The 20,877-nt window shown below is 40.0% G+C and carries 18 protein-coding genes; 8 read left to right on the forward strand and 10 right to left on the reverse strand.

What is annotated here, in order from left to right; translation table 11 throughout:
- Nucleotides 1-67: 67 nt before the first annotated feature.
- A complete protein-coding gene (locus tag Q4575_RS03095) occupies nucleotides 68-3,385 on the forward strand; it encodes an amidohydrolase family protein (protein WP_303521294.1) in 3,318 nt (1,105 codons plus the stop codon).
- A 125-nt stretch (nucleotides 3,386-3,510) separates the two neighbouring features.
- Here the strand turns inward: Q4575_RS03095 and Q4575_RS03100 are convergent, their stop codons facing one another.
- The 6 genes from Q4575_RS03100 to Q4575_RS03125 form a co-directional block, all read right to left on the reverse strand.
- Entirely contained in the window at nucleotides 3,511-4,200 is a 690-nt protein-coding gene (locus Q4575_RS03100; protein WP_272179929.1) for an outer membrane beta-barrel protein, read from the reverse strand.
- 191 nt (nucleotides 4,201-4,391) lie between these two features.
- Nucleotides 4,392-5,426: a class II fructose-bisphosphate aldolase gene (gene fba / locus Q4575_RS03105; RefSeq protein WP_303521295.1), complete on the reverse strand. Its 1,035-nt coding sequence runs from the start codon at nucleotides 5,424-5,426 to the stop codon at nucleotides 4,392-4,394.
- A 430-nt stretch (nucleotides 5,427-5,856) separates the two neighbouring features.
- Nucleotides 5,857-7,020, reverse strand: coding sequence for a phosphoglycerate kinase (locus Q4575_RS03110; RefSeq protein ID WP_215962124.1), 1,164 nt, complete (start codon nucleotides 7,018-7,020; stop codon nucleotides 5,857-5,859).
- A gap of 40 nt (nucleotides 7,021-7,060) precedes the next feature.
- Complete coding sequence (epd, locus tag Q4575_RS03115; protein WP_303521296.1) at nucleotides 7,061-8,158, reverse strand: erythrose-4-phosphate dehydrogenase; 1,098 nt, start codon at nucleotides 8,156-8,158, stop codon at nucleotides 7,061-7,063.
- Between the two features lie 129 nt (nucleotides 8,159-8,287).
- Entirely contained in the window at nucleotides 8,288-10,279 is a 1,992-nt protein-coding gene (gene tkt, locus Q4575_RS03120; RefSeq protein ID WP_303521298.1) for a transketolase, read from the reverse strand.
- Between the two features lie 192 nt (nucleotides 10,280-10,471).
- Nucleotides 10,472-10,822: a VOC family protein gene (locus Q4575_RS03125; protein WP_215962127.1), complete on the reverse strand. Its 351-nt coding sequence runs from the start codon at nucleotides 10,820-10,822 to the stop codon at nucleotides 10,472-10,474.
- 67 nt (nucleotides 10,823-10,889) lie between these two features.
- Between Q4575_RS03125 and add the strand changes: the two genes are divergently transcribed.
- Nucleotides 10,890-11,894, forward strand: coding sequence for an adenosine deaminase (gene add / locus Q4575_RS03130; protein ID WP_303521299.1), 1,005 nt, complete (start codon nucleotides 10,890-10,892; stop codon nucleotides 11,892-11,894).
- Nucleotides 11,895-11,915: 21 nt separating this feature from the next.
- On the opposite strand, the gene Q4575_RS03135 is transcribed toward add, so the two are convergent.
- On the reverse strand, nucleotides 11,916-13,166 hold the full coding sequence (locus Q4575_RS03135) for an MFS transporter (protein WP_215962129.1): 1,251 nt from the start codon (nucleotides 13,164-13,166) through the stop codon (nucleotides 11,916-11,918).
- Entirely contained in the window at nucleotides 13,163-13,684 is a 522-nt protein-coding gene (locus Q4575_RS03140) for a GNAT family N-acetyltransferase (protein WP_303521300.1), read from the reverse strand. The genes Q4575_RS03135 and Q4575_RS03140 overlap by 4 nt, the downstream gene beginning before the upstream one ends.
- A 121-nt stretch (nucleotides 13,685-13,805) precedes the next feature.
- On the opposite strand from Q4575_RS03140, the gene Q4575_RS03145 reads away from it, so the two are divergent.
- The gene (locus Q4575_RS03145) at nucleotides 13,806-15,428 is read left to right on the forward strand and encodes a response regulator (RefSeq protein ID WP_215962131.1); all 1,623 of its coding nucleotides are present in this window, start codon (nucleotides 13,806-13,808) and stop codon (nucleotides 15,426-15,428) included.
- Between the two features lie 37 nt (nucleotides 15,429-15,465).
- Here the strand turns inward: Q4575_RS03145 and Q4575_RS03150 are convergent, their stop codons facing one another.
- Both Q4575_RS03150 and Q4575_RS03155 read right to left on the reverse strand, forming a co-directional pair.
- Entirely contained in the window at nucleotides 15,466-15,921 is a 456-nt protein-coding gene (locus Q4575_RS03150) for a DUF2919 family protein (RefSeq protein WP_215962132.1), read from the reverse strand.
- A 54-nt stretch (nucleotides 15,922-15,975) separates the two neighbouring features.
- The gene (locus Q4575_RS03155; RefSeq protein ID WP_215962133.1) at nucleotides 15,976-16,761 is read right to left on the reverse strand and encodes a flagellin; all 786 of its coding nucleotides are present in this window, start codon (nucleotides 16,759-16,761) and stop codon (nucleotides 15,976-15,978) included.
- Nucleotides 16,762-17,048: 287 nt separating this feature from the next.
- Here Q4575_RS03155 and fliS point away from each other — a divergent pair, with 287 nt between their 5' ends.
- From fliS to pseF, 5 genes are all read left to right on the forward strand, one after another.
- Nucleotides 17,049-17,465, forward strand: coding sequence for a flagellar export chaperone FliS (gene fliS, locus Q4575_RS03160; protein ID WP_215962134.1), 417 nt, complete (start codon nucleotides 17,049-17,051; stop codon nucleotides 17,463-17,465).
- Nucleotides 17,466-17,630: 165 nt separating this feature from the next.
- On the forward strand, nucleotides 17,631-17,966 hold the full coding sequence (locus Q4575_RS03165) for a hypothetical protein (RefSeq protein WP_215962135.1): 336 nt from the start codon (nucleotides 17,631-17,633) through the stop codon (nucleotides 17,964-17,966).
- A gap of 63 nt (nucleotides 17,967-18,029) precedes the next feature.
- Complete coding sequence (pseB, locus tag Q4575_RS03170; RefSeq protein ID WP_215962136.1) at nucleotides 18,030-19,031, forward strand: UDP-N-acetylglucosamine 4,6-dehydratase (inverting); 1,002 nt, start codon at nucleotides 18,030-18,032, stop codon at nucleotides 19,029-19,031.
- Nucleotides 19,028-20,179, forward strand: a complete 1,152-nt coding sequence (pseC, locus tag Q4575_RS03175; protein ID WP_303521302.1) for a UDP-4-amino-4,6-dideoxy-N-acetyl-beta-L-altrosamine transaminase — start codon at nucleotides 19,028-19,030, stop codon at nucleotides 20,177-20,179. Before pseB ends, pseC begins: the two co-directional genes overlap by 4 nt.
- Nucleotides 20,176-20,877 carry a pseudaminic acid cytidylyltransferase gene (gene pseF, locus Q4575_RS03180; RefSeq protein ID WP_215962138.1) on the forward strand — a complete coding sequence of 234 codons (702 nt, stop codon included), beginning with the start codon at nucleotides 20,176-20,178 and terminating at the stop codon, nucleotides 20,875-20,877. The genes pseC and pseF overlap by 4 nt, the downstream gene beginning before the upstream one ends.

Genomic DNA, 20,877 nt, shown 5'->3' on the forward strand with positions numbered 1-20,877 from the left:
GTTTATCCTGAACTAAAGGTAAGTACACTAGACTGAAAATCGTCAACCCTACGCGCTGGAGAAAATAATGATATTAATAAGTAAGCGCTCAGTTAATCGTGCAGTTTTAGCACTCTCGTTGATTGGCTCAACACACGCTTTTGCCAACGACACAACTGAGCAAGAAAAATGGGATGTCAGTCAACCGACTGGTGAAGTCCATACGGTAAAAATTGATACAACAGAATCAACATGGTCTAACCTAGACGTCCACCCAAATGGTGACACCATTATTTTTGATATGTTAGGTGATCTTTATACGATGCCAATTTCGGGCGGCGAAGCAACCCCATTATTGGTTGGTTATGATTGGAATATGCAGGCAACTTACAGCCCAGACGGTAAAAAAATTGCATTTTTAAGTGACCGTGATGGCATGATGAACATATGGGTCATGAATGCAGATGGCACAGAGCCGATGCAGATATCTAAAGAAACTGCCAATACCATTCATACCCCTACATGGAGTCATGATGGGCAATATATCGCAGCAACTCGTGGGGTAATGAGTTCTCGTTCTATAGCAGCCGGTGAAATTTGGATCTACCATCATACTGGCGGCAGTGGCAGTAAAATAAAAGCAGGGAGTCACGGTGCATTTAATCAAAAAAATATTACCGACCCCAAATTTTCTCCAGATGGTAAATATCTTTATTATACGCAAGATGTTACTGGCGGCCGAGTTTGGCAGTACAACAAAAATTCGACATTAGAACTCTTCAATATTATTCGCCATGATCTAGTTACGGGCGAAGAAGAACGTTATATCGGCGGTGCTGGCGGTGCGGTAATTCCAACCCCATCTCCAGATGGCAACGCGATGGCCTATTTAAAACGTGAAGACAATAAAACGGTTTTATATGTCAAAGATCTCAAATCAGGAATTGATACACGCTTATATACTGAAATGGAAAGGGATAACCAAGAAACGTTTGGAACCGAAGGTAACTACGCCTACTTTGATTGGACACCGGACGGTAAACAAATTGTATTTTGGACCAACGGCCATTTTCAAAAAATTTCAGTCAAAGACAAGTCTGTTAAACAAATTCCATTCCACGTAAGTGTTGAAAAGAAAGTACAACAAGCAGTTCGTGTAGCTGTTGATGTCGCACCAGATGAATTTAAAGTCCAACAAATACGCTGGGCAACTATGTCACCAAAAGGTGATAAAATTGTTTATCAAGCGCTCGGAAAATTGTACATCCGCGATGTAAAATCGGGTAAAACTAAACGCTTAACGAAACAAAATAAACACGACGAATACTACCCAAGCTTTTCTCGCAATGGCAAATATATAGCTTATACGACTTGGGATGACAAAAAGCTCGGCACCGTAAGCATTGTTAGAAGTTCAGGTGGTAGAGGTAAAGTCATTACGACCGAACCTGGCCATTATATCGAACCTCGATTTTCTCCCGATGGCGACCATGTTATTTTTGATCGTTTTACTGGCGGTTATTTATTATCACCTGAATGGTCAATGGAACCTGGTTTATATATTGCCGATGTTAAAGGCAAATCAATGAAACGGATTTTAAAATCTGGTCACAATGCCCATTTTGGTGCTGACAACAACCAAATTTTCTATGCTGATTACCAAGATAAAAGCTTTGGTACGAAGAAAAAATTGATGACCGCCAATATTGATGGATTAGAGCAACGTGAAGTCTTATTGGGTGATGACATTACTGAATTCCGAGTTTCGCCAGACGGTAAATGGCTTGGGTTTGTTTATCAATACAATGCCTATATCGCGCCATTCGCCAAACTAGGTAAAGTGATGAGTATTGGCCCGAAGTCCACTTGGGTGCCGGTTAAGCAAGCTTCTAAGGCCTCAGCATCAGAACTCCATTGGTCTGCTAAATCAGACACTTTACATTGGTCAAATGCGTTCACCTTATATTCACGAAAACTGACGGATACGTTTGACTTTATCAAAGGTGCGGCAATTGAATTACCTGAGCCAACGGATAACGGTATTGATTTAAGCTTCACAAAAAAGGCCGATATTCCTGAATCAACCATTGCGCTTATTGGTGCTGACGTCGTTACAATGAAAGATGCCGATAATCAACAAGAAGTCATCAAAAACGGTGTGGTAATCGTATCTGGTAATCGAATTGTTGCCGTTGGCAAACAAGGTGACATTGAAATTCCTAGAGGGGCTAAAACCAAAGACCTCACTGGTTATACTATTGTCCCTGGTTTAATTGATGCCCACGCGCATGGTTCTCAAGGCAGTAATCAAATCATTCCACAACAAAATTGGAAGAACTTCTCGTCAATTGCATTTGGCGTAACAACAATCCACGACCCGTCTAATGATAGCCGAGAAATATTTTCAGCCGCAGAACTGCAAAAGTCAGGAAAAATACTAGCGCCTCGAATTTTTTCTACAGGTAAAATTCTATATGCCGCTTATGCACCAGGGTATACAGCAAAAATAGATAGTCTAGATGATGCTCGTTTCCATATTAAACGAACAAAAGAAAATGGTGCAGTCTCGATAAAAAGTTACAACCATCCAAGACGTGATACACGCCAACAAGTTTTAGCAGCGGCAAAAGAGCTTGGCGTAAATGTCGTACCAGAGGGTGGCGGTAAGCTATACCAAAATATAACAATGGTTATTGACGGTCATACCACACTTGAGCATTCGTTAAATGTGCCAAAAGGTTATAGTGATTTGACACAACTGTGGAGCCAAACCGAAACCGCCTACAACCCTACATTAGTAGTTGCTTATGGTGGTTTAACAGGTGAATACTTTTGGTACGATCGAACAAACGTTTGGGAAAACGAGCGACTAATGCGTTACGCACCTCGCTATATTATCGAGCCGACTTCAATTCGTCGTTATAAAGCGCCCGATGATCATTACAATCACTTTGCCGTAGCAAGCTACGCTAAAACTTTACGTGATAATGGTGTTCGGGTATTAATCGGTGCCCATGGACAACGTGAAGGTTTAGCTGCACATTGGGAAATGTGGATGTTGCAACAAGGTGGATTTACGCCGTGGGAAGCGTTACGAGGCGCAACGTTTGATGGCGCTAAAGCATTAGGAATGGACAAGGATTTAGGGTCTATCGAAAACGGTAAATTAGCTGACTTTGCCATCATAAAAGGTGATGTCTTAAACGATATCCGTCAATCGGAAATGGTCGACTATACAATGATCAATGGTCGACTATTTGACACTAAGACAATGAAAGAAGTCTTAACTGGTGACTTTGAACCAGAACAGTTATTTTTCGACAGATTAGAAATTAATGCTATGCCAGCAGCGACTGCACAAGAGCAAGAACAAAAATCTGAGAAATACCATTGGAGTCATCATTAAAAATAGCAGTAATTAACTCGCTTTAATGATCTATAAAAAACCATCACTTATCGTGATGGTTTTTTTTACGTTGCCAATCAGACTCTAATAGTCTTGCTGTAAATAATCTTTTGATAACGTCTGCATTAAAAATTGTATAGAAGCCCTAGATTAAAAGAAGTCGCCGTTTCTTCATCAATTTGATATTTTTGAAGTTCAGCAAATACATCAATTCCAGATAAATGATAACTTAAGCCGAGGGTGTAAGTAGAATCGCTACCATCTAAATTTTCTGAACTCGACTCGCTGCTGCTTTCACTAATATCCATCGCTTTAATCTCAGCCACAACAACTGACTTGCTTATAACTTCACCAGACCAATTGAATAACCCGGCTTTACCATAAATATCGAGTGCGGCAGAAAGCGGAAATTGAGCTTTTAAAGCAATATCAAATGCCGTTATTTCAGCTAGCGATGTGAGTTCACCACTTACATCGAGTATCTCACTAGAAATTGGTTCCTGATAACCAAATTGGCCTTCTAGTCCAAATTTGCCAAGTTGGTAATAACCCACTTCCACCGAAACATTCTCAGTAATTGAATAACCCGCAAACAATTTAAATCCAGTATCACTGTCTTTAACATTAAAATTACCAAATCCACCTTCATTAAAAGAGTCATTGATATCATCTAAATCATCGTCTATTGCGTATGAGACTGAATTGATGGCCGCGCCTAAATAAACATCTTGAAATAGATCTGAGGCCAATGCTGTGCATGGAGTGATAAGGGAAATTGTCGTAATAAGTAATGTTTTATTGATAGTGTTTTTCACTATTGAGCCTTGAATTTTAACGTTTTAATTTACGTTAGCTATCTTAATTGCTTAAACAAACAAAGTCTTATATTTATTAACCTAGCATTATACTTATTCATATTTTTTGTAAATATTAAACCACAAAAAAAGCGTACAAATTGCTCTGTACGCTTTTGGTCACATTGGTTTATAACGTTAAAAAACTGTATTTAGTAACGTGCAACCATATTTTCTAATGAAATTACTTTAATCTTATCCGCCTGCCCTGCTGTGCCAAAAGCATTGTATCTATCAACACAAATGGCCGACATTGCATCAATGGTTTTAGCCAAATATTTACGTGGATCAAACTCAGCAGGATTTTCTGCCATAAACTGCCTAATGGCCCCTGTTGAAGCTAATCTAAGATCGGTATCGATATTCACTTTACGAACACCGTTTTTGATACCTTCAACAATTTGTTCAACCGGAACACCATAAGTTTCGCCAATCTCACCGCCAAATTTGTTAATCGTCGCAAGCCACTCCTGAGGGACGGAACTTGAACCATGCATAACTAAATGGGTATTGGGTATACGTTGATGTATTGCTTTAATTTGGTCAATTGCCAAAATGTCACCCGTCGGCGGTCGAGTAAATTTGTAAGCGCCATGAGATGTACCGCAGGCAATTGCTAATGCATCTACACCCGTTTTTTCAACAAAGTCCGCAGCTTCATCTGGATTAGTTAACATCTGATCCTTTGACAAAACCCCCTCTGCACCTACGCCATCCTCTTCTCCAGCCATACCAGTCTCTAAAGAACCTAACACGCCTAACTCCCCTTCTACAGATACACCACACGCATGAGCTAACTCAACTGTTCTGCGAGTCACGTCAACATTGTATTCATAAGTAGAAGGCGTTTTGCCATCTTCTAATAGCGAGCCATCCATCATCACTGACGAAAACCCTAATTGGATTGAGCGTTGGCAAATTGCCGGTGACGTTCCGTGATCTTGGTGCATACAAACAGGGATATGAGGAAATTCTTCAATCGCTGCTAATATCATGTGACGTAAAAAAGGCGCGCCGGCATATTTTCTGGCACCCGCTGAGGCTTGCACAATAACTGGACTATTAGTCTTATCTGCAGCCGCCATAATTGCTCGCATCTGCTCGAGATTATTTACGTTAAACGCAGGAACACCATAATTATGTTCTGCTGCATGATCTAATAATTGACGCATCGAAATTAAAGCCACAAGTCACTCCAAAGGAAAAGTTAACAAAATTAATTTATTATGTAACAAAGGTTGTAATGTTACATAACAACAAACAAAAAGTCTTGTAAGTATTTCTATTAAGTTTTAACAATAAAAATAATCCGACTGTAAAACCCGTAATTAACGCCTTTAAAACCACTGGATAAAAACAAACTCATCTAAACTTTGAAAAACTTACAGTTTAAGAAAGAACTATTACAATACAATTTTAACAATTGGAGTGGTTTACTGTAGTCATGTTCAGTATTATCAAATACAAAACATTGGCTTTAGCCGTGTTTTGGGAACAAGGTTTCTAAAGGTTTGGCCATCGTTTTTCAATCTAGAGCGGAGGCTTGAGTAGAATAATTTGGTACAAAAAAAACCACGCAAAGCGTGGTTTTTTTGATGTTTTAAAACGGTTTTAAAATTACTTGCCAGCGCGCTCTTCTAAAATTGCCACGGCAGGTAAAACTTTACCTTCAACAAATTCTAAAAATGCACCGCCACCGGTTGAGATATAAGAGATCTTATCGGCAAGTCCATATTTATCAATTGCAGCCAAGGTATCACCGCCGCCAGCGACCGAAAATGCGTCGCTTTGCGCGATTGCTTGAGCTACGACTTCTGTACCTTTAGAGAAGTTGTCAAATTCAAATACGCCACAAGGACCATTCCATAGTATGGTTTTAGCGTTTTTCAAAATGTCTGCCATTGCCTGCGCAGAATCAGGACCCAAATCCATAATCTCTTCGTTGTCTAAAACCGCATCAACAGGTTTTATTGTTGCTAGAGCCGTTTCTGAGAACTCGGTACCAATACGCACGTCTGTAACCGCAGGAATATCAAGATCATTCATTAGTTTCTGTGCTTGAGGAATTAGATCGGGTTCGTACAGAGACTTACCAACATTATAGCCACGAGCAGCAACAAACGTATTTGAAATACCGCCACCAACAATTAACTGGTCGCAAATTTTAGATAATGACTCTAATACCGTTAGTTTAGTTGATACTTTAGAACCGCCAACAACCGCAACAAGAGGTCTAGCTGGGTTATCAAGCGCTTTACCTAATGCTTCTAACTCACCTGCTAAAAGTGGGCCTGCACAAGCTGTAGGAGCAAACTTTGCTACACCATGGGTTGAACCTTGGGCACGGTGAGCCGTACCAAATGCATCCATAACAAAGACGTCACATAAAGCGGCATACTGCTGAGCAAGTTCATCTGAATTTTTCTTTTCGCCGACATTAAAACGAACGTTTTCAAGGACGACAACTTCGCCTTCATTAACAGTAACACCACTTAAATATTCTTTTTCCAAACGAACTGGCACTGATAAGTTTTGGTTTAAATACGTTACAACCGGTGCCATTGAATATTCATCTGCATATTCGCCCTCTGTTGGACGACCTAAATGGGACATTACAAGCACTTTAGCGCCCTTTTCCAATGCCAATTTAATCGTTGGGATAGAGGCGTCAATACGAACGGCTGAAGTCACTACGCCATCTTTAACAGGTACGTTTAGGTCTTGTCTGATAAGAACGGTTTTACCTTGCAGATCTAACTCTGCCATTTTCAAAACTGTCATGTTCGTTTCCTTAATAATGTAAAAACTAATAATTTAATAACTAATGATTTATATATTTTTTTAATTCTGCAGTGGTGTCCAACATACGGTTAGCAAAGCCCCATTCGTTGTCACACCACACTAATAATTTAACCAATCGTTTGTGGCTTACCCGTGTTTGATTGCCATCAACAATGGCTGAATGCGGATCATGGTTAAAATCAATTGAAACAAGTGGTTCTTCGGTATAACCCAAAATACCAGAAAGACCATTTTGTTGTGCAGCCTGAATCGCTCCGTTTACCTGTATAATGTTAACGTCCGAATTTAACGTTAAACTAACATCCATTGCGGTCACATTAATCGTTGGAACGCGCACGGCAATTGCCTCAAAACGACCTGCAAATTTGGGCATTATGCGTTCAATACCCACTGCAAGCTTTGTATCAACTGGAATTATGCTTTGACTCGCAGCTCGTGTGCGGCGTAAGTCATCGTGATAGGCGTCGATAACTTGCTGGTCATGCATTGACGAATGTATGGTCGTAATTGTGCCACTGTCGACACCAAATGCGTCGTCTATCGCTTGAATAACCGGGACGACACAGTTTGTTGTGCATGAGCCATTGGAGATCACATTGTGTTCCGCCGTTAACGTATGATGGTTAACACCATAAATTATTGTGTTGTCTACATCTGGATCCGCAGGGTGCGAATAGATGACTTTTTTAGCACCAGCTTTAATGTGGGCTTGACCATGTGCTTGGCTGTGATAAACGCCAGTGCAGTCGAGAACCACGTCAACTTGTAATTCACGCCACGGTAAGTCGGCAAGTTCTTCTTCATGCAATAGTTTTATATTATTGCCAGCCACCGCCATCGTTGAATTTTCGGTTAACGCTACGTCAAAACCAAATCGACCATGGGAGGTATCGTATTTTAATAAATGGGCAATACCTTCTGGTTTTGCCAATTCGTTGATCGCAATAATTTCAATTTCATCGTCGCGTCCGGTTTCAAACAATGCTCGCAATACGTTACGACCAATCCGACCAAAACCATTTAATGCCACCCTTATTTTATTAGGTTGCCCATCGATAGGATCGGTATTCAAAGTCCTAGCGTTTGTTGGGCTAGTCTTTAATGGTTGGTTAGACATAATACTCCAGGTTTGTTCGATACCACTTGCATGACACAAATATTATTTACTAACTTTAAAAGTAAATAATAAAAATAAAAAAAGCGGGCATATCATACCCGCTTTATTTTATTTGTTAAGTGTTCTGTATTAGAGCGCTTTAACCTTACTAACAACATTTTCGACTGTAAAACCGAAGTGTTTAAGTAATGCGCCACCAGGAGCAGATTCACCAAATGTGCTCATGCCAACAACATCACCGCCAAAACCAACATATTTAGTCCAGAAGTCAACGTGAGCCGCTTCAATCGCAACACGTTTAGTCACGGCTGCAGGTAATACTGACTCTTTATATTCAGCATCTTGGGCGTCATATAAATTAGTACAAGGCATAGAAACAACACGTGCTGCGATGCCATCGGATTTTAATGCCGCCGCCGATTGCACAGCCAAATCAACTTCAGAGCCTGTCGCAATTAAAATAACATCTGGCGTACCATCTGTATCAACTAGGATGTAACCACCTTTAGCAATATCAGCAACTTGCTGTTCAGTTCGCGATTGTGCCGCTAAACCTTGACGTGAGAAAACTAATGCAGAAGGACCTTCTTGGTATTCTACAGCTTCTTTCCAAGCTATTACTGACTCAGTACCATCTGCTGGTCTCCAAGTACGTAAATTTGGCGTTAGACGTAAATTTGCAACCTGTTCAATTGGCTGATGCGTAGGTCCATCCTCGCCTTGACCGATTGAGTCGTGGGTATATACAAAAATGTTTTGAATGCCCATAAGTGCTGACATGCGAACCGCATTTCGAGCGTATTCCATGAACATTAAGAATGTCGCGCCGTAATTAATGAAACCGCCATGCAATGAAATACCATTCATGATCCCGCTCATTCCAAATTCACGCACACCGTAATAAATGTAGTTACCAGCGGCATCATCTTGGATCCCTTTCGAACCAGACCATAACGTTAAGTTTGAACCCGCTAAGTCGGCGGAGCCGCCTAACATTTCAGGTAAAAGCGGACCAAATGTTTCAATTGTGTTTTGCGATGCTTTACGTGAAGCGACATTTTCAGATTTGTTCTGAGTCTCCAGCGCATAGGCATATGCTTTTTCAGAAAAATCTTCTGGCAGTTCACCAAGAATGACACGACGCTCAAATTCAGCGGCTAATTCTGGATGAGCGTTTTTATACGCAACAAATTTTTCATTCCATTCGTTTTCAGATTGTGTTCCAGCTTCTTTTGCATCCCAAGCAGCATAAACATCAGCAGGCACTTCAAATGGTGCATGTGGCCAGTTCAACATTTCACGAGTAGCAGCAATTTCTTCGGTACCTAGAGGCGCACCGTGACAGTTATGTGTACCTTGTTTATTTGGAGAACCAAAACCAATCGTTGTTTTACAGCAGATCATAGACGGCTTGTCAGTAACCGATTTTGCTTCTGCAATTGCATTTGCGATAGCAACAGGGTCGTGTCCATCGACATCGGCAATTACATGCCAGCCGTACGCTTTAAAACGTGCTGGTGTATCATCACTAAACCAACCTTCAACGTGTCCGTCAATTGAAATACCATTGTCATCCCAAAATGCAACAAGTTTTCCTAGACCTAAAGTACCAGCAAGAGAACACGCTTCATGAGAAATGCCTTCCATTAAACAGCCGTCGCCTAAGAAACAGTAAGTAAAGTGATCTACGATGTCATGACCTTCACGGTTAAACTGCGCCGCTAGCGTTTTTTCAGCAATTGCCATTCCGACAGCATTTGATACGCCAGCGCCTAGAGGGCCAGTCGTCGTTTCAACACCTGGTGTATAACCATATTCAGGGTGGCCCGGAGTTTTAGAATGTAACTGACGGAAGTTTTTCAACTCACCAATTGGCAAGTCATAACCAGAAAGATGTAATAAAGAATAAATCAACATCGAACCGTGGCCATTAGACAACACAAAGCGATCTCGGTCCGCCCAATTTGGATTGGTCGGATTGTGTTTTAAAAAGTCACGCCATAATACTTCAGCGATGTCGGCCATCCCCATAGGTGCGCCTGGGTGTCCAGAGTTGGCCTGTTGAACCGCGTCCATACTTAATGCTCGAATAGCATTCGCTAAATTTCTTTTCGACGTCATGTTATTACCTGTTATTTTATAATTTTTGATAAAAGTGGTGAAGTTGCCCTATTTGACCTAAAAATGAAAAGTAAAGCAATCACTCTACGGGATTAATTTAAAATCATAAAACGACAATTAATAACGATAATTTCTAACGAAACTGAAAAAAACAGTACTAATTACTATTTTAGTCCCATTTTGTTCGTTTTATTATTCGGACCAAACCGCAAATTCGTTGCCATTTGGGTCTAGGAAATGAAACCGTTTACCGCCTGGGAATTCAAAAACGTCTTTGCAAATAGTGCCACCAGCGGCAACAACCTTTTGTTCAGTCTTTGGTAGTGACTCGCTGTAAAAAACGATAAGTGCCGCGCCATTCTGTGTTTTTGAATTAAGATCTGACTGATAAAAGCCGCCATCAAGTCCTGCTTCAGGACCAAACGCTATGTACTCTTGACCATAGTCAGTAAACGTCCAATTAAACACTTGGGTAAAAAATTGTTTGGTTGCGGACAGATCTGTTGCCGGAAATTCCACATAATTTATTGTCTCTTGTTTCATCTAACTGCCCTTTTTGATTTATACTAGCGCCATTATTTACAGTAACTAAAAGCACCATAGAATATTTATGATCAATCCTACATTACCGCTTGTTGATTTGCATCGCCACCTCGATGGCAATATTGCGCCAAAAACAGTTTGGGAACTTGCCCAACTTCATAACATTACTTTACCAGCTGAGTCTTTAGAGCAATTTGCACCTATGGCTCAAATTCAAGGGCAAACCTCAGATTTAATGGCGTTTTTGACAAAATTAGATTATGGCGTGTCCGTATTGGCCGATTACGACAGTGTATATCGAGTTGCTCGCGAAAATGTATTTGATGCATTAGATCAGGGATTAGATTACGTAGAGTTGCGTTTTTCACCTTATTATATGGCAAAAACTCACAACCTAGACCCGCAAAAGGTCGTTGAAGTAGTAATAGATGCAACACAAACGGCGAGCAAAGAAACCGGTGTGGAAACGAACCTCATTGGCATATTAAGTCGCACATTTGGAGTTGAGGCATGTACGATTGAGCTCAATGCATTATTAGCACATAAAGAACATCTTGTTGCGTTGGATTTAGCCGGAGATGAAATTTCTTTTCCAGCGCAATTGTTTGTAAACCACTTTAAACAAGCCCGCGATGCTGGATTACAAATAACCGTACACGCTGGTGAAGCTGACGGTCCAATAAGTATTTGGAATGCAATTAACTTATTAGGCGCAACGAGAATTGGGCACGGCGTCGCAGCAACTCAAGATCCTAAGTTAATGGCTTATCTTGCGACCAACAATATTGCGATTGAGTCATGCCCAACGTCTAATTATCAAACGGCAACAATTAACGATATTCGTAAGCACCCTTTAAAACAATTTTTAGATGCTGGCATTACCGTGTGTTTGAACACTGACGATCCAGCTATTTCTAATATCACGTTAGCCCACGAATACGATTTGGTTAAAAACATACTTGGCTTGACCAATCAAGAAATCGAACAGGTTCAAAAAAATGGAGTTGAAGCGGCGTTTATGGATGCCCAACAACGCCAACGATTATATGCCAAAGTAGCAGCACGAGATTAGGCCAGCTCGGTCAAGTACAAGCTACTCTTTTATTTTGACACTAAATTGGCTGTTTTGAATTTTAAACAGCCAATATTGAAACAAACCAAGCGCCAATAAAAAGAAGCCAGCCGACATATAAATCGGTAACGTAGAATCAAACATCAATAAAATACCACCAACGATTGAAGCAAAAACATTTGCCAAACAAAATGTCATCGTTAACAACCCCATCGTTGCACCATGCCCTGAACTAGGTTCATTTTCACTGACATAAACGGGCAACATACCATTAAATATGGCGATTAATATGCCGCACATTGCAAATAACAAATGGGTTTGGAGCCCTTCTGAACTTGGCACTATTAATAAGGCACAAGCCAATAACGCCATGGCAAAACGCATTGGAGCGGTTAAGCCGAACTGTTTTTGAAAATACGTTACTAACAACACAGATGATAACGTCATAAATAGTGTCATATTGGTGGTGGCTAAGCCGATATCGAGAGACCCATAATCTTGCTTATCGACGAGCCAAATTGGGTAAAATTCATAAAAAAGATTAATCGCTAAGGTATAGATAAAATAAGCGTAAAATAACTTTCTTATCCATTGGCTTCTTAACAAATAAAACGAATTTTCTTGTCGTACCGCCTGCCAAACAGATAATTTACTGGCATAACTCACAATTCGGGTTTCTTGTAAAAAGGCGGTGACTAAGACATAACAAACAAACGCACCAAAAGCCGCGGCCAGCATCGCATAATACGATTCAACCTCGGCTAAAAGTCCACCAATCAGCGGGCCAAGCAACCATCCGAGAAAAACGGCACTATTGATTAATGATATTGCAGCCGTTTTTGATTGCGCAGACTTTTCGTCTCCTGTCTCACCAATGTCCAACGCAATAGCACGTGCAATTGCGACATTACCTTCCGTGATCCCTGTTAAAAATCGACTGACCAGCAATAATAGATAATTTTGTTCCATCAGTGCATAAGCAGATACCCAATAGCCGATAAAACATATAATGAGTGTTTGGCCCAGAACTTTTTTACGCCCAAATCGATCAGATAAGGCTCCAATAAAACTGCTTCCGATAAAAATACCGAGTGGATAAACCGCGATAATGATGGTCAACAAGACATTACCAGAAAGCCCGGCATATTGGTTTAACGCTGTAGGCTCAGCCCCAATAAATAAAGGCGTTAAAACAGGGTACGGTAGCGATATCCCCATGCTAGCAAGTAAAGTAACGCAAAGTGCAACTAGCAACTTCTTATTTAGGATCATGCTGAATGTAACCGCTTAGTAATTTCAAAATTAACAACCTGGTGCCCTTGGTACAAATCAGTTCCAAGGTTGGTAAACCCTAGATTAGCCAGAATACTGAGCGAACCAGAATTGTCGGGCATTGCCATTGCAATGACTTTGGGTAACTTTAATGTTTCAAAACCATATTCTAAACATGCCTTGGCCGCTTCCATGCCCAAACCTTGCCCCCAGTATTGAGGCAACAACCGATAGCCAAGGTCGGGTAGTTGCTTCTCCTCCAAAAACTTAAGGCCACAGAAACCAATTACTTTATTATCTTTCTTATGAACAATGGCATATCGACCAAAACCGTATTTTTCATAATCTGAGAACCAAACTTGAGTGATAACATTTTTAGCGTCGTCTAACGTTTGCACATTACCCGCATCGCCAGTGTATTTAGTGACTAACGGATCAGAACTAAATTCCAATACCGCGGGTGCGTCAGATAAGGTAAAATGGCGGAAACCTAGCCTAGGTGTTTCAATCAATAACATTAAATATTGCCTTGCATATTTTTGATTTTATTCTAATAATCATAATACCAAGCATCTAAACTCAATCCATTTATTTCTTTAAATTGGTGGTGATTTCTATTTCGACTGGGTCAAAATAAAAATGGATTTAACACATTCTTTGCAAGCTGCATTAGTGATAGAACACCAAGCATTAGCGCAAAGTCACATCAAATACTCTTTATTAAATCTTGGATTTAAAACCATCGAGTTTGCTGATCGCGCCACCATGGCGATAAAAGCATTGCATAAGTCACATTTTGATCTAATCCTCTGTGCCTACGATTTAAATCGAGGCGCCGATGGATATCAGTTATTTGAGCGAATAATAGAAGAAGGCCTGTTAAAATCCACTACTGCATTTGTTTTTATGAGTTCAGAAAATGATCTTCCTTTAAGCCAAAGTATTATTGAATTAAAACCTGACGATTTCATACTGAAGCCTTTCACTGCCAAAGAACTTGAATTGCGTTTAAAACGTATCTTAAGCAAAAAACTGACATTACGACCTGTATTTGAAGCTATCGATGACGATGAGTTTGACGCTGCCCTGAATTTACTTAACGAACAACTGGCCAAAAATGCAAAACCCAAATGGGTCCCTTATTTGTTGAAACTAAAAGGGGAATTGATCACTGCCAAACAAGACTGGCATGACGCAGAAGTGTTCTACCAAAAAGTGCTATCAATCAAAGAATATGCCTGGGCCAATATTGGATTAGTGAATAGTTTACTCAATCAAAACAAAGTTAAGCTCGCCGAAGAAAAGCTAAAGTATCTTGTCACCAATCCAGCGACGCGTCTTGCGGCTCTGGATATTCTAACTAAGATCTGCAAAAACAAATTCGATTTTGAAGAAGCCATTAACCATTTGAAAAACGCTGCGACAATCGCTCCGCGCAATGTTAATAGGCAACAAGATGTAATTTCACTGGCCCGCATAACTCATGACTTTGAAACCCAATTTAATGCCTCAAATAAAATAGTCGAGTACATTAAAAACTCAGTCCATGACACCCCAGATGCCTATTTAGGCGCAGTGCGTTCAACTATTGACTACGGTTTGACGTCACTTAATGATGATGAAATTAAGAGCTTGGCTCAGACCGGCGAATCTATTCTTCGTCAATTGAAAAAACAATTTCCCGACACCCCTTTAAACGACCAGATCCGAGTCGCAAAAGCACGAATTTATAATATGAGTAATGACAAAGAGAATGCCAAAAAGCTCATACAAGAAAATATGGAGGACGAAAATTACTTAGTTGATGATTTAGAAGATGCTCTAGATAAAGCTAAAGCATTCCATGAACTTGGTTTTCATGCAAATTCGGAAAAGCTATTTGAATTGATCGCCACCGAATGTAAAACCCAAAGTAAAGATGAAGTATTTAATCAATATATTGATAAAGAAAAACAGTTAAGAATTGAAATAAAAGAGTCGCCAAAAGTACTTAATAACAAAGCGGTTCAGCTATATACCCGCGGGAATTATCAAGCCGCATTAAACGCGTTTTTGTCGGCTTTTAAGGTGATGCCCAAAAACCCTTCTATTTCGTTAAATTTATTACAAACCGTTGTAGATTGTAATTATCAAGAATCACATCCTGAAGAAGCTGATGAGATTGTTACTAAGTGTTTAAAAAACTTGAATGCAACTGACCTAAACAAAGAGCAAATTTCTCGACTAGAGGTTTATTTAGAAAAACTCAAAAAACCTGACTAGCAAATAGAGCTTAGTTTCATAAATTTTTGAAATCGGTCTATTGCTCAAGCCAATGGGTGAAAAAACGTTTTATCCGTTTTGATTTCCACCAATACCAACATAAATAAACACCACTAATAAATTGTACGACCTGCATTGGATGAATATAAATCGCACGATTGATAATACTCATTAACTGTAATAACAAGTCGAGTAAAAATGCAATGAGCAGAAACACTCTCAGTTGTTTCCAAACAGCTTGATACCAACCTTTAGAGACTTGCTTTTTCATACTAAAAAAGAAAAAGGTCACCATAGCCGGTAATCCAATTAACAAAGTAATAACAAATAAAGAATGATCTGGATAAAACAGAGAGAGAATAAAGCTTCGGTCTTCGCTATAAGTCAGGCTTATCGCCCAGAATACATACGCCCTGAGCAAATACAAAATTGTTAAATTAAAACCGAGGGGGACTTGGATTTTTCCATCTAAGTCAAAATCTTGCGACAACATTTCTGGATGTCCTGGGGCAAATTACCCGAAATTGATATACTCCATTAATGGGTATTATTTCAAAAGGTTCAATGCCTGAAAGTCAGAAAAGTTAGCTTGAGCTTGCAACGCAATGGCAACTTGGCTTTGAATACCATTAGCGGTTTGGTCACTAACAGCCTTTGCATAGTCGGTGTCAACAATTTGACTACGGCTCGATTGGCTGTTGATATTTTGGTTTGTTAGATTACTAATACTGGATTCAACACGATTTTGAAAAGCCCCAATGGAACCACGGCTTGAATCTACTTGTTCACGAAACGATTGTGCGGCACCTATTGCCGCCTGCGCGCCAGCTTGTGTTGTGACATCGATATCACCAAGAGATTGATTGCTAACACCAAGTTCTATTGTTTGGTTAGAATTTGCCCCAACTTGAAATTCAACTGAGGAGCCAAATACCTGCTTGTCACCAAACCGAGTGTTTGAATAAACATCTTCTACGTGGCCCTGTAATTGGGTAATTTCCTGTTGAATTGCTTTTCTATCACTCGGCGAAAGCGTGCCATTTGCAGCTTGGATTGAAAGTTCTTCAATACGAAATGCAGCGTCAGAAACACTGCTTAAAGCGCCCTCAGCTACCTGTGCATAAGAAACACTATCGTTCGCATTCCTAATCGCTTGGTTTTGACCATTAATTTGAGATGTTAATCGGTTAGCTAACTGTAATCCAGCCGCATCGTCCTGAGCTTTTTGGACTTTCAGTCCAGAGGACAGTTGCTCGAAGATCTTCTTTTGCTGCTGCTCAATAACAGACAACGAATTTGAGTTGTTAAAACTACTACCAGCCCCAATTCTCATAATCACTTCCCACCAAGCTAACAAACTTAACAATCAGTATACGACAACAATTTTAATTTGCCATTAATCTGTACACAATTAAGGAATTTCCCTACCTTTAATAAAGATGTCTGCTATATAAAATTAAAAATTTAAGAAAATAGGTTAGTAACCGATATAAATATCACTAAGCTTTAACTATTACCGCTAAAATTAAACCTTCTTAACGATTTAATTTGAAGTTGGTATCCTAATTGCTAGAACTATTTGCTTAGATTAAGCTGTATCAAGATTATTTGGAGTTTCTAATGGCAAGACTATCAATAAAAAAATATCAAGACATGAAGATAAACAGCGCTAAAAACGCTGACCCATATGAACTTGTTCAAATGGTGTTCAAGGCAATTCTTGGTAAACTTACGGCAGCGACAGTTTGCATTGAGCAAAACAAAATAGCCGACAAAGGGCAATTAATTTCCGAAAGCATAACACTAATCACCTCACTCGCTGAAAGTCTGGATATGGAAAAAGGCGGTGATATTTCGCAAAACTTAAGCGCACTATATGAATTCTGCACATCTTACTTAGTGCAGGCGAATAGTGAAAACGATATTGCTAAAGTCAACGAAGTGCATACCATCATCACAAATATAAAAGAAGCTTGGGACAGTATCCCTAAGCAAGCTCGCGACGAGCATTTAGAGCAACGCGCCGCAGTCGGCTAACAATCCTCTCCTAATATCTTGTTTTATAACTATGTTTGGTTGAAGTTTAGACATTTGAGCTAGATCCAACCAAGCATATTTGCAACCAAGTCACATTTACGTTACAACAAACATAACCATGTTGACGCTTAGTCAATTACGGGTTTGTCTATTCTGGAGAGACCAATGACAAATCATGAAGTTGAAGCACAATGCAATCAATTAATTCAGCAAATCGAACAGATTAATATAAAACTGAACGAGGCTAAATTTAGCCTTGAAACCGATGATGAAATTGACAATACAGAATTGATCAAACAGCGTCAGCACCTTCTTGAAAACCTGTTTTCAACAGACCACTCTTCGTGGTTACAAAACAATGAGTCGAAGCTGTTAGCAATTAAAAAAGAAGTTGATCAGACAACGGCTAAATACCAAGATTGGCTTGAGACAGTAAAAAGCCAATTGTTAAAAAACCAAAAATCAAAAAAAGGCCTTAAAGTTTATAAGAATATTCTTTAGTGGCCTAAAAATTGGATAACAATTTGTATCCTGAGTTCGACTCTTAAATAGAAGATGAATGTTATGTTTGATAATAAAACCATTTTAATTACCGGTGGCACAGGCTCTTTTGGTAAAAAGTATACTGAAACGCTATTAAGACTTTACCGTCCAAAAAAAATAATCATCTTCTCTAGGGACGAGTTAAAGCAATTTGAAATGCAGCAAACCTACAATGACTCTTGCATGCGTTATTTTATTGGCGACGTACGAGATAAAGAAAGATTAAATATGGCTATGCGTGGGGTCGATTATGTCATTCATGCAGCGGCTTTGAAGCAAGTTCCAGCGGCCGAATATAACCCGATGGAATGCATTAAAACCAATATCAACGGCGCTGAAAACGTCATTCATGCGGCCTTACATAATCAGGTTAAAAAAGTCATTGCCTTGTCAACCGACAAAGCCGCAAGTCCGATAAATCTATATGGCGCCACTAAGCTCGCTTCAGATAAATTATTTGTCGCCGCAAACAACATTTCGGGTTCTCAAGACACTCAATTTTCAGTCGTCCGTTACGGCAACGTGGTGGGTTCTCGCGGTTCTGTTGTGCCATTTTTCAAAAAGTTAATCGCCGAACAAACCGACCATTTACCTATTACCCATTTAGAAATGACTCGTTTTTGGATAACTCTCCAACAAGGTGTTGATTTTGTATTAAAAAACTTTGCAAGAATGTCAGGTGGAGAAATTTTTATTCCTAAAATTCCGTCAATTAAGTTGACCGAATTGGCAAAGGCCATTGCTCCTGATATCCCGATCAAAGAGATAGGTATTCGACCAGGTGAAAAATTACACGAAGTTATGTGTCCACAAGACGACAGTTACCATACCTTTGAATTTGAAGACCACTTTGTCATAGGGCCAACAATTCGTTTTTACAGTCGTTCAAATGACTTCTCCACCAATCAATTAGGTGAGACAGGCAAACCTGTTGAACATGGATTTGAGTACAACTCATTAACCAATGAAGACTTTTTGAATGTAGAACAGATTGCACAATTAAATGAAAGTTTAGGTATATGATCTCCTACGGTAAACAACACATTGAACAGGCTGATATAGATGCCGTTATCGACGTACTAAAGTCAGATTTTTTAACGCAAGGACCTGCGGTAGCTGCTTTTGAAAGTGCATTTGCAAGCTATACAGGTAGCACGTATTGCGTAGCTGTTAATAGCGGCACATCGGCACTTCATATGGCATGTAACGCACTTGGTGTTGAACAAGGTAGCCTTGTTTGGACTACACCAATTTCTTTTGCCGCGTCTGCCAATTGCGCCTTATATTGCGGTGCTACCGTAGACTTTGTGGACATTGAGCTTAATACCGGTCTTATGTGTTTAGACACACTCGAACGTAAATTGTTAAAGGCAAAGCAAAATTGTGATTTGCCGAATGTGGTCATTCCGGTCCACTACGCAGGCCAAAGCGTTGATATGGCAAAACTAAGAGCACTGGCTGACGAGTTTGGATTTGGCATTATTGAAGACGCTTGTCATGCTACTGGGGCTAAGTATAACAATGAACCCGTAGGCAACTGCCAATATTCAGACATAAGCGTATTTAGTTTTCACCCCGTTAAAAATATGACGACTGCAGAAGGTGGCGCCGCAACGACAAACAACGCCACAATAGCGCAAAGTATGCAGCAGTTTCGTACGCACGGTATCACCAAGTCACCGGATGTAATGTTAGATAAAGATCCTGCGCCTTGGTATTACGAACAACATGATTTAGGTTTTAACTACCGTCTTTCAGATATCCATGCCGCCCTTGGAATTAGTCAATTGGCGCACTTAGATGACTTTATAGAAAAACGTAATCAAATAGCGGCTCATTACGACTCCCTTTTTGAATCATCAACAAACGTTGCGACGATTAAAACACATTCGTTTAATCGTTCAGGTTTTCACTTGTATCCTATTTTATTGCAAGACGAAGCAACCCGCAGAGAGGTTTACGATTCACTGCGTGCCAATGACGTAATTTGCCAGGTTCATTATTTGCCCATTTACCAACTGCCCTATTACCAAAATCTAGGTTTTAAATCTGGTTACTGCCCAAATGCAGAATCATTTTACAAACGAGAGCTATCCATTCCAATTTTTGTCGATTTAACCTATGAACAACAAGAACTTGTTGTGTCTCTAATAAAGCAGGCGATATCGTGAAAATTGCAGTGATCCCAGCCCGCGGAGGCAGTAAACGGATTCCGAAAAAAAACATCAAATTATTTGACGGATTGCCTATTATTGCATATTCGATAAAAGCGGCGATAGAATCCAAACTCTTCGACCGTGTTGTCGTTTCGACAGACAATCAAGAAATAGCGGATGTTGCTTTGAAGTACGGCGCTTCTGTTCCATTTCTACGCCCTGATGATTTATCTGACGACTTTACGGGTACTAGACAAATTGCGAATCATTGTCGCCTTTGGTATGAAAAACAAGGTATTGACGTAACTTACACCTGTTGCCTTTACGCCACAGCCCCTTTTGTTACATCAGCTGATCTCACTTCATCGTTTCATCAATTATCGACAAATGCAGATAAACATTATTGTGTTGCCGTCACTGAATTTGAATACCCGCCACAGCGAGGATTTACCATTGATTCAGGCGCTCCAGAAATGATAATGCCACAGCACCTTGACACTCGTTCGCAAGACTTGCCCTCTGTTTTCCACGACGCTGGGCAGTTTTATTGGACCAAAGTCACACCTGAATGGAAAGACGAATCGATGCTGGCCTCTGCACTTACACTGCCATTTTGTTTACCTCGGTATCAAGTTCAAGACATTGATACTCAAGATGATTGGGTAAGAGCTGAAGCAATGTTCCAAGCTCTGAAAACCATTAAACGAGTTTAA

This window comes from Psychrosphaera sp. 1_MG-2023 (assembly GCF_030548245.1).
In the GTDB taxonomy this organism is placed as follows: Bacteria; Pseudomonadota; Gammaproteobacteria; order Enterobacterales; family Alteromonadaceae; genus Psychrosphaera; species Psychrosphaera algicola.

Coding starts and splice junctions, on each gene's coding strand:
- Q4575_RS03095 (WP_303521294.1), top strand. CDS start 68: ATGATATTAATAAGTAAGCGCTCAGTTAATCGTGCAGTTTTAGCACTC.
- Q4575_RS03110 (WP_215962124.1), bottom strand. CDS start 7,020: ATGACAGTTTTGAAAATGGCAGAGTTAGATCTGCAAGGTAAAACCGTT.
- epd (WP_303521296.1), bottom strand. CDS start 8,158: ATGTCTAACCAACCATTAAAGACTAGCCCAACAAACGCTAGGACTTTG.
- tkt (WP_303521298.1), bottom strand. CDS start 10,279: ATGACGTCGAAAAGAAATTTAGCGAATGCTATTCGAGCATTAAGTATG.
- Q4575_RS03125 (WP_215962127.1), bottom strand. CDS start 10,822: ATGAAACAAGAGACAATAAATTATGTGGAATTTCCGGCAACAGATCTG.
- add (WP_303521299.1), top strand. CDS start 10,890: ATGATCAATCCTACATTACCGCTTGTTGATTTGCATCGCCACCTCGAT.
- Q4575_RS03135 (WP_215962129.1), bottom strand. CDS start 13,166: ATGATCCTAAATAAGAAGTTGCTAGTTGCACTTTGCGTTACTTTACTT.
- Q4575_RS03140 (WP_303521300.1), bottom strand. CDS start 13,684: ATGTTATTGATTGAAACACCTAGGCTAGGTTTCCGCCATTTTACCTTA.
- Q4575_RS03145 (WP_215962131.1), top strand. CDS start 13,806: ATGGATTTAACACATTCTTTGCAAGCTGCATTAGTGATAGAACACCAA.
- Q4575_RS03150 (WP_215962132.1), bottom strand. CDS start 15,921: ATGTTGTCGCAAGATTTTGACTTAGATGGAAAAATCCAAGTCCCCCTC.
- Q4575_RS03155 (WP_215962133.1), bottom strand. CDS start 16,761: ATGAGAATTGGGGCTGGTAGTAGTTTTAACAACTCAAATTCGTTGTCT.
- fliS (WP_215962134.1), top strand. CDS start 17,049: ATGGCAAGACTATCAATAAAAAAATATCAAGACATGAAGATAAACAGC.
- Q4575_RS03165 (WP_215962135.1), top strand. CDS start 17,631: ATGACAAATCATGAAGTTGAAGCACAATGCAATCAATTAATTCAGCAA.
- pseB (WP_215962136.1), top strand. CDS start 18,030: ATGTTTGATAATAAAACCATTTTAATTACCGGTGGCACAGGCTCTTTT.
- pseC (WP_303521302.1), top strand. CDS start 19,028: ATGATCTCCTACGGTAAACAACACATTGAACAGGCTGATATAGATGCC.